Raw genomic sequence first — 8672 nt, forward strand, 5'->3', positions numbered from 1 at the left:
AGGAGCACCCCCGTGTCCCTGATCCGAAGCACGTCCTGGCGCTCGCGGCTGACGCTGTCTGCCGCCGTGCTGGCCGCTCTGCTGCTGCCGCCCGGGCAGCCCGCCTCCGCCGCCGCGCCCTCGGTCACCATCGATTCGCACACCAGCGGTGACGCGGTGCCGGCCGGGACCGTCCGCCTGTCGGGCAGCTACACCGACGCGTACGACCTGACCGTCGTGTTCGACGGCCGCAGCACTCCCCGCGTACACACCGTGGACCCGGACGGCGACGACACCGGAACCTGGTACTACGACCTGGACACGACCCGCGTGGACGGTGAGATCGAGGTCGCGGTGCGTGCCAAGCGAACCGACAACCGTTACGGTGTCTGGTCCCCGTTCGTCACCCTGCGGGTGGACAACCCGGCCGCCAACGTCCCGGTTGTGACGGTGACCAGTCCCGATGACGGCGGTACGGTGCGGCAGCCGACACCGGTCCGCGTCTCGGTCGCCGCGCACAACACCGTGCGTGAGGTGTCGGTACGCCTCAACGGCGGAGCCTGGCTGCGGGCGCTCGGGGAGAAGGGCACCTACACCCATCTGTGGGATCCCCGCGAACTCGGTGACGCCATGGTGAGCATCGAGGCCAGAGCGGTCGACGCGTACGGCAACACCGGGTACAGCCCGACCGTCTACGTCGCGGTCGGCGCGGGCGCTGCCGAGCCGGTACGGGTCGGCCCGCAGGACCGGGCGATGTGGATCTGGGAGCGGGCGTCGTACGGCCTGATCCTGAACCCCGGATCCCGCCGACTGCTCGCGACGACGGCGCGCGACGCCGACACCTTCGGCTCGCGGCCGATCACCACGCTCTATGTCGGCGTGGACCGGTACGGCGACCTGGACATGCTCTACGACAAGCGCGCCGAGGTGCGGGACTTCGTGAGCTGGGCCCACGCGCAGGGCTTCACGGTGTACGCCACGATCGCCGGCGGGACCCAACCGCCGTTCCTCGGCGGGCTGGAGCGCTACCACCCCCGCGCGGTCCGGGAGATGGAGAAGATCCTCAACTACAACCTCGCCTCACGGCCGGCGGAGCGGTTCGACGGGGTCAACGTGGACATCGAGCCCTACATCTATCCCGGGTTCGCGGCCGAGAAGCCGGCGCTGCAACTGCGGTGGCTCGAGATTCTGGAGAAGCTGATCCAGCGCAGGAACGCGGCGGGTTCGCCGATGGCGTTCGGCCCGGCGATCCCGCGCTGGCTGGACGTCAACCCGTGCTGCACCGGCATCACCTGGAAGGGCGCCACCAAACCGCTCAGCGAACACATCCAGGACATGAGCGACTACATCTCGATCATGGACTACCGGGACACCGCGGAGGGGTCCGTCGGCATCATCGCCCAGGCCCAGTCCGAGATCGCGTACGCCGAGGCGATCGGCAAGCCGAACTCGGTGGTGATCGGGGTGGAAACGCTGGACATCGCCTGGAGCGGCGACCCGGAGACCATCACCTTCCGCGAGGAGGGGCGCGCCGTCACCGAGCGCGAACTGCGGAAGGTGTACGACGCTTTCGCCGGCAGTCCGGCATTCGGCGGCATCGCAATGCACCACTACGACTCCATCCGCTGGCTCCCGTCGGTGTGGGGACCCAACGCCGTGTACGCGCCGCTGCCGGCCGACACCGGCCCGCCCGGCGTGGTGAGCTCGCCGCCGACGGCGAACGCCTTCGACCACCAGAGCATCGATCTCGTCTACGGCCGGGCCTTCGACGACACCGAGGTGGAGCACTACAACATCTACCGGTCCACCGATCCGGGCTTCACGCCCGACCCGAAGAACCTCGCCGGGCAGTCGCGCGGCCTGACCTTCACCGACTCCGGCCTGCTGCCGGACACCACCCACCACTACCGGGTCGCCGCCGTGGACGTACACGGCAACGTCGGGCCGGCCTCGCCGACTGTCTCCGCCACCACCGCCGGCACCCACCTGCGGCCACTGATCGTCTCCGAGCTGACGGTGACCGCCGCGGGCGGCCCGGCAACCGTGCGGCTCCGGGTGACCGATCTGGTCACCGGGGAGCCGGTGGCGGCGGCCGTACACGGCCGGTTCACCAAGATGGCGGGCCGGTACCTGACGATGAACGCGAACTCGGACGGCCAGGCGTCGGGCGTCTCGGAGACGATCGGCTTCCGGGCCGGTGAGGTGGGCTTCCAACCACTGCGGATCACCGCACCCGGCTACTACTGGGCATCCGCTCACGACCGGGCCCGGAACGTGGAGACCAGGTGGCAGACCACGACGCCGGTGGTCGCCGACACCTTCGTACGCGCCGGTGCGTACGCGGACACCGCCTACGGCTCAACGAGCGAGTTGGAGATCGCCGACCTCCCCGACACGCAGAGTCCGGACGGCGACCGGATGGCCTACCTGAAGGCCGGACTCGGCGGCTATCCGGGCACTGCGACTGTCTCCGCCCGGCTGTACTTCCATGTCGGTTCGGTGTCGCCGGGCGTTGGCTCCGCACCGGTGACGGTGCGGGCGCTGGCCGACGACTCATGGTCGGAGAGCGGCGTGAGCTGGAACAGCCGCCCGTCCAGCGCGGGCGGAAGCGTGCTCGGGACCGTCCGGGTGGATCGCCCCGGCTGGTACTCGGTCGACGTCACCGGCGCGGTCAACGCCAACCTGGCTGACGGAGCCCTGACGCTTCGACTCTCCGACGACACGACCGCTGGGCGACTGGTCGCCATCGACAGTCGGGAGAGCGACCGGCAGCCGTACCTGATCATCTACTGACACCGGTGGCTCTGGCGCCCATCCTTCCAAGATGTCGATGGGCGCCGGAGCCCGGCCAACGCCGTCCTGCTGGCGAGGAGGCAGGACCGCCATCGCTGATGCCGGGCACGATGGTTACCACTCGCAAAATACGTGGATCAGACGTCCGCTAAATTTGTGTCACCGCGCGGGCAGTCGTGCACCTACGCCTCTGGCCAGTCAGCCACGATGACCAAAGGGACTGAGTCCGGCGACCGGTAGTCGTCACCAGGAAAATACTCGATGTGCAGATGCCGGTGGACTGCCCGGTCATCGGCGGTCTCGGCTTGCTCAGCCACACCATCGAGCGCGTCCCAGATGATGCCGAGATATTCACGCCCGCCGGAGAAATGCAGCGTGGTCCCGCCTTGCAGACCGACAAGCAGCGGGCCTGCGGTCTCCTCTTGACCGACGACCCCGCCGGTGACCGCCGCCTCAATGGGCTCAGTAGGTTGGCGTAGCAGCCGGCTGAGGGCGCGGAGCGCAGCCGGCGGACCGGCAAGCTCCAGCTCGTCGTCGCTGACGGAGAGACGGCAGCGTCGGTGATCATCCATCGGCGCATTGTCTCTCACTGTGCGCCCTCTTGCGTCGCCCAGCGTGGAGGCCTCCGAGAGAGAGCGAACCAAAAGCTGCCAACGGGCGAGCAGCCAAACCGGCGAGCAGGAGCGGACGACCGCGAACGCGGTCAGCATGCTGGGCACGAGGGCCAGTCGGTGGACCAGCGCCGTGGACCGACTCGTAGTGCGCAGATCATGGCAGGCACTACGCGCGTGTGATCCGCGCGAGGTTGCCAAACTGTCTCTTCAGGATCAAGGCGCCGCGCGAGCGCGGCGCACCGGGCGCCCGCTGGCGGCCTCCGGGCGGCATCACACGCCGCAGCGCGCCACACAAGACGACGGCTGTCCATATGCCCGAGGCCGGCAGCTGTGTGCTGCCGCTACCGTGATGCCTGTGACGACCTACGAGGCGGGCGCAACGGCCGTGGACATCCTGCTCGCCAGCGCCGCTGTCGCTCTGGTCGGGCGTGCTGCCTGGGTGGTCATCCGTAGCCGACGCGCGTCAACGGTTCGGCTGTTCGGGCGGGCCGTGCATCACCCCCAGCTGTGGGCCGCAGGGGCAGCGTGCATGGGCTTCTACGCTCTGCTGGGGCTAGGAAACCTCACGGAGGTCACGCCCAGCACTTGGCGCGCTCCGAGCCGGTGGATCAGTGCTGTGCTTCTACTGGCCGGGTTGGCCCTAACGGTCACCTACGGGGTCCTTGAGTATCGCGCCAGGCGTCGGATTGGTCGTGAGCAGCAATTTGGGCCATGACGAGCGCCAGCGTGGCTGGCCGTCGTCGATGTCAGGGCGCTCGGCTGCCGCGCCGCTCCGCGGCTTGCCACCGGGTACACAAACGTCCATGCGCGCGGAGAGCCAGCGGCACGGCTTACCGCCCCCGATCGAAGGCCGGGGACGGTAGCCGTACGCCGCCGGACAGCCGCGCGCCCACCACGCCGCCGTGCCAGTGGCCGGTGTCCCAGAGGGGCACCAGCGGTCGTGATCGGGCAGCGCGGCACCGTCGCTGACCAGGCGTACCGGACAGATCACGACAGCCGAGAACGCCGGGGCGGACGGGGTGGCAGCAGCGGTGCGATCTCGCCCAGAGTTCGTCCGAGACGATCCACGGTGGCTGCTCACCCCTCCTCACGTTCAGCTTGTCGGGCAGGCCGAACGCCGCCCCGGACCATCGCTTGCCCTCGGCCCGTGGACCGCCCTGCGTAGCGCGGCTACGTCGAGCCAGGCTCAGGCGTGTCGACGCGCAGGGTCGCCTCGCCGTCAATCGGCACCAGTGTTTCGGTGAACGTGCCCTCGCCCTGCACCGGCACGAATCCACCGAGGCAGTAGCTGCGGCTGACCAGCCCGGTTTCCGCCATGAGGCCCGACCACCCGCCGCCTACGGGATCCGCCACCGACGGCACCCGTGTCCCGCCCCGGTGTCAGTCCAGCCAGTACCAGCCGTCGCCGAGCGACCAGCGCATCCGGCAGGGGTCCGCGAAGCAGTCGAAGCTCGTGTCACCCGGCGTCCCGGTGAGGTACGCGTAGCCGGCCGCGCCGTCTGGCGTGCCGACCCAGACCGGCAGGAGGATGCCCGTCGGCCCGCTGCCCTCGGTGCCGATCCGCACCGCCCGCCCCATGGACGACAGGTGCCGCAGATCCTTCGGCAGAACCTGGCCGTACCGGTCGCCGTACTCGGCCGTGACCTTGTCGGCGATCCCGGCCGCAGTGCGGAAGTCGTCCCGGTGGAGGCGGTAGAAGTTGTGGACGAAGACGGACGTCCAGTCGACGGCCACGATCGCCACCGGGGCCAGCAACCCAGGAACCAGCACCAGCGTCAGCGCCTTGACCGGCCCGACCCTGCGCCACAGGGCCACCAGGGCGATCCCGGTGACGGCCATCGCCAGCAGCCAGCCCAGCCCGGTGATGATCAGGCCGAGCAACCACAGGTTGGCCAGCCGAAGGCCGAAGAGATGCAGCCCGGCGACGACTCCCCATGCCGCCACGACCCCGACCACCCACCCGGCGACGACACGGCCACGCGGGCGTACAGCTGTCGTGGTACCACCTGCGACGACGGGCATCCGCTCATTATGAAGGTGGGCCGCAACACGGCTCCGGTCTCCAGCCGACGGTGGACCGCAGGCTGCCCGGTGGATCTGAACGCATTCACCGACGAGGTCGAGGCGCTTCGCCACCGGGGAGGAGCCGTAGCCATGCCACCGCCTGCTGGCCGCACCGCGCCGGATCGTCGCCACCGCCGAGCGGCTCCCCGGGCAGACGTGGCCGTGACCGACCTCGTCGAGCGGATGGCCGCGGTGAAGGCGGCCGGCCCGGTGTACGTGTAGACCGCCGGTGACCGACTGGGGCCGCGACGGCAACCTCTGGCCGGTCCTGCTGGACACCCTCCGGCGCCGCTCCCTCCGCGCCCCAGCCACGGTGTGGTCGGGGCGCCGGAGCGGAGGCGGTGCTGCGTCGGCCGGTCGCGCCGATGCTCGCGGCGCCGGTCGACGTGGTGCCCGAGAGTCCGGGCCTTGTTGCATGAGCCGAAAGTGGGACGGTTCTCCAGAGATTTCGAGATGTCTCAAGGGCGAGGCGTCGCCGCAGTCAACCCGACCATGCCGACCCACGTGCCTTGACCGGTACCACCGTGGGTTGCTACCGACCGCTCTGCGACACCGGTGCGGTGTCCGCTTCTGTAGCCGATGAGCGGGTGCGTCGGGAGCGGTCGACCAGCGTGCGGCTGGCATGCCCGACGGATAGACGAAGGGGGCAGTTCTCGGGGCGTTCCCCGGACTGAGTTTTCGCCGTCGCCACCGTTGTCCCGACGCGGCGGTTGACGTCTCCGCACACTGCGACTTGACGCAACCCGAGTTCGTGATGGGCGACCTCATCCGGCCGAATCGGTCGTCAGCGCTCCGCCTGTCATGCAAGCGCCGCCGGCGATCGGACAGGGCTGTCGTTCACTGCCCGAGAGGGCGGTAGCGGAGGTGCACGACGCCGTTTCGGAATCGGCGCTCATCGAGGAGCTCAAGGCCGGCGCGCATGCCGGTCGGCAGCCCTGGTTTGCCCCCGCCGACGACAATGGGCAGGATGAACAGCTGGCACTCGTCGACCAGCCCGGCCTTGAAAGCATGCGTCGCGAGGTTGGCACCTCCTACGGTGAGATCGCTGCTGGCCGTGGCCTTCAGTTCGTGTACTGCGGCGGGTCGAAACGGCGTTCGAGTCGGGTGTCGGCAGTTGACACCGCGGCGAGGGTCGTGGAGTACACGACTTTGCTCGCCGCCTGCCAGGCGCTCGCGAACTCGGCCGTGAGGTCGGACTGCGCGGCCAGGGCGGCGTCGGTCTCCCAGACGGCCATCGCCTCGTACAGGCGCCGCCCGTAGAGAAACGTGCCCACAGACCGCAGGAGGTCGGTGTGGAACGCGAATACCTCGTCGTCGGGTGGGAACCAGTCGAAGGCGCCGCGTTCGTCCTCGATGTAGCCGTCAAGCGACACGTTCGTCACGTAGATCAGCTTGGCCATGCCTCTGCCTCTCGATGGTTAGCTGCAACAGCCTGGACATTCATCAGCGTGGCGTCCAGCGTGGTGAACGCTTGGCGCCAACCCTCCTCGCTGGGGTGCGCCAGATGTTCGGGGAGCCACTGGCGGATCTCCAGTCGCGTCCGTCCGTCAGCCTCGTCGTAGAACTCGACCCGCAGTCTCGTCTCGAACGGCTCGAGGTCCTCCTGCAGCCGGCCACTGACGTGCATGACGCCTTCGAGTAGTTCGCCGTCGGCGACGTCGGTGAGGTCGATGTGGATGTGCACGCGAAGCTCGGGGTCGGCTGCATTGACCTCCGTCCACCGTTGAAAGCCGCCGGGGCGCACGTCGAACTCGATCTCGTCGCGCGGCAGTGAGTTGCCGATCGGGCCCCACCATGCCGCCAAGTGGTCGGGATCGGTGAAGGCTCGGTAGACGAGCTCCCGCGGCGCGTCGAACACACGCGAGATGACGAGCTGCGGAGTTTCCGTTTTCATTCGAGCTCCCTGGGGTCGTCGACCATCCGGTCCGTTGCCGGTCCGGCGGCCTGCACCGCGGCGAGGTGGGCATCGAGGCGGGTGAGGGACGAGTCCCAGAGCCGCCGGTAGCGCTCGATCCAGTCGGCCGCCTCGCGCAGCGGGGCAGCTTCGAGGTGGCTCGCGCGCCACTTGCCCGACCGTGACCGCGAGATGAGCGCGGCGCGCTCGAGCACCTTCAGGTGCCGTGACACCGCCGGCATCGAGATGGACAGAGGAGCGGTGAGCTCTGTGACCGTGGCGTCGCGTTCGGCCAGCTCGGCGATGATCGCCCGTCGAGTCTGGTCGGCGAGCGCCGAGAACACCGCGCTGAGCTGATCGGTGCCAGCCATCGGAGGCTCCCTTCACTTAACCATCACGTTAAGCGTATTGAGACGCGAGTGATGTTGTCAACGGATGAGTCGCCGGGCCGGCTCGGTCCCGCCACCAGCGCAGACGTGCTGCCGAACGACCTGCGGCAAGACGGTGTCCGCTTCTGGCACCCCACTGTGTCAAGTGGTCGCGGCGGGGTTGTTCTAGGCTGGGGCGTGGCGGGTCCGGGAAGTGACTTTTCCGAAGTGTCGATCTCGGGGTTCAGATCGGCCGCGCTGGATTGCAGAGTCGCCCCCGCGTGTCCTCCCGGACCCGTCTTGAGCAGCCTCGCGTCGGCGACCATCTGCCGGTAGACGATGTCGGACAGACGCCCGTTTCAGTGCTCGTAGGGCCTCCATCGGGGTCTTGCCCGCGGCCAGTCTGCGCCGGTAGTAGCGGCGTCCTTCGGTGTCCCGGCGCAGCTGGACGATGGCCATGATGTGCAGGGCCCGGTTGATGCGCCGGTTCCCCGACCCTCGAGAGAGCCGGTGCCGGTTCTGCCGGCGTGGGATCGCCGCGACGATCCCGAGCAAGGCCGACCAGGACGCCCACCGGCGGGCCAAGGGATCCAAAGGCGGCCGACCACCGGCCTTCGACCCGCATCTCTACCAGCAACGTCACGCCGTCGAGTGCGGTATCAACCGGCTGGAACGCAATCGGGCAGTGGCCACCCGCTTCGACAAGCTGGCCGCCCGCTACGAGGCCACGCTCCACCTCGCCGCCAGCAACGAGTGACTGTGACCGACTTCGACACAGGGCCTAACAACTCCTAACTCTTTGAGCGTTGGAGTCGGCGCCAGCAGATGATGGCGCAAGCGAGGGTGAGGAAGGCTTCGTGGATGCCGTCGCGGATCTCCCAGCGGATGCGTAGGCGGCGGAACCAGTGCAGCAAGGCGACCGTCTGCTCGACAACCCACCGTCGGGCGCCGAGTCCGGAG

General features: G+C 69.0%; 7 protein-coding genes and 2 pseudogenes. 2 read left to right on the forward strand and 7 right to left on the reverse strand.

Translation table 11 applies throughout. The annotated features are described in order from the left end of the window. The first annotated feature begins 12 nt into the window (after positions 1-12). The gene (locus AB0L34_RS03805; protein WP_363701627.1) at positions 13-2772 is read left to right on the forward strand and encodes a DNRLRE domain-containing protein; all 2760 of its coding nucleotides are present in this window, start codon (positions 13-15) and stop codon (positions 2770-2772) included. 182 nt (positions 2773-2954) lie between these two features. Here the strand turns inward: AB0L34_RS03805 and AB0L34_RS03810 are convergent, their stop codons facing one another. From AB0L34_RS03810 to AB0L34_RS03835, 6 genes and pseudogenes are all read right to left on the reverse strand, one after another. Continuing rightward, complete coding sequence (locus AB0L34_RS03810; RefSeq protein WP_363701629.1) at positions 2955-3482, reverse strand: hypothetical protein; 528 nt, start codon at positions 3480-3482, stop codon at positions 2955-2957. Between the two features lie 1074 nt (positions 3483-4556). Continuing rightward, positions 4557-4739 carry a hypothetical protein gene (locus AB0L34_RS03815; RefSeq protein WP_363701631.1) on the reverse strand — a complete coding sequence of 61 codons (183 nt, stop codon included), beginning with the start codon at positions 4737-4739 and terminating at the stop codon, positions 4557-4559. A 27-nt stretch (positions 4740-4766) separates the two neighbouring features. Next, positions 4767-5408 (reverse strand): hypothetical protein, encoded by a 642-nt coding sequence (locus AB0L34_RS03820; RefSeq protein ID WP_363701633.1) that lies wholly within the window; start codon positions 5406-5408, stop codon positions 4767-4769. A gap of 879 nt (positions 5409-6287) precedes the next feature. After that, a pseudogene (locus AB0L34_RS03825) lies at positions 6288-6850 on the reverse strand (dihydrofolate reductase family protein). Next, entirely contained in the window at positions 6838-7344 is a 507-nt protein-coding gene (locus AB0L34_RS03830) for an SRPBCC domain-containing protein (RefSeq protein ID WP_363701635.1), read from the reverse strand. The pseudogene AB0L34_RS03825 and the gene AB0L34_RS03830 overlap by 13 nt, the downstream one beginning before the upstream one ends. Beyond that, positions 7341-7715 (reverse strand): metalloregulator ArsR/SmtB family transcription factor, encoded by a 375-nt coding sequence (locus tag AB0L34_RS03835; RefSeq protein WP_363701637.1) that lies wholly within the window; start codon positions 7713-7715, stop codon positions 7341-7343. Before AB0L34_RS03835 ends, AB0L34_RS03830 begins: the two co-directional genes overlap by 4 nt. A 520-nt stretch (positions 7716-8235) precedes the next feature. Between AB0L34_RS03835 and AB0L34_RS03840 the strand changes: the two are divergent. Continuing rightward, positions 8236-8469, forward strand: a pseudogene (locus AB0L34_RS03840) (IS5/IS1182 family transposase); the annotation flags it as partial. Between the two features lie 34 nt (positions 8470-8503). Here the strand turns inward: AB0L34_RS03840 and AB0L34_RS03845 are convergent. Continuing rightward, on the reverse strand, positions 8504-8672 hold a 169-nt coding region (locus AB0L34_RS03845; protein WP_363701649.1), incomplete at its 5' end, for a transposase.

Origin of the sequence: Micromonospora sp. NPDC052213 (genome assembly GCF_040679695.1) — a bacterium.
Taxonomy (GTDB): Bacteria; Actinomycetota; Actinomycetes; order Mycobacteriales; family Micromonosporaceae; genus Micromonospora.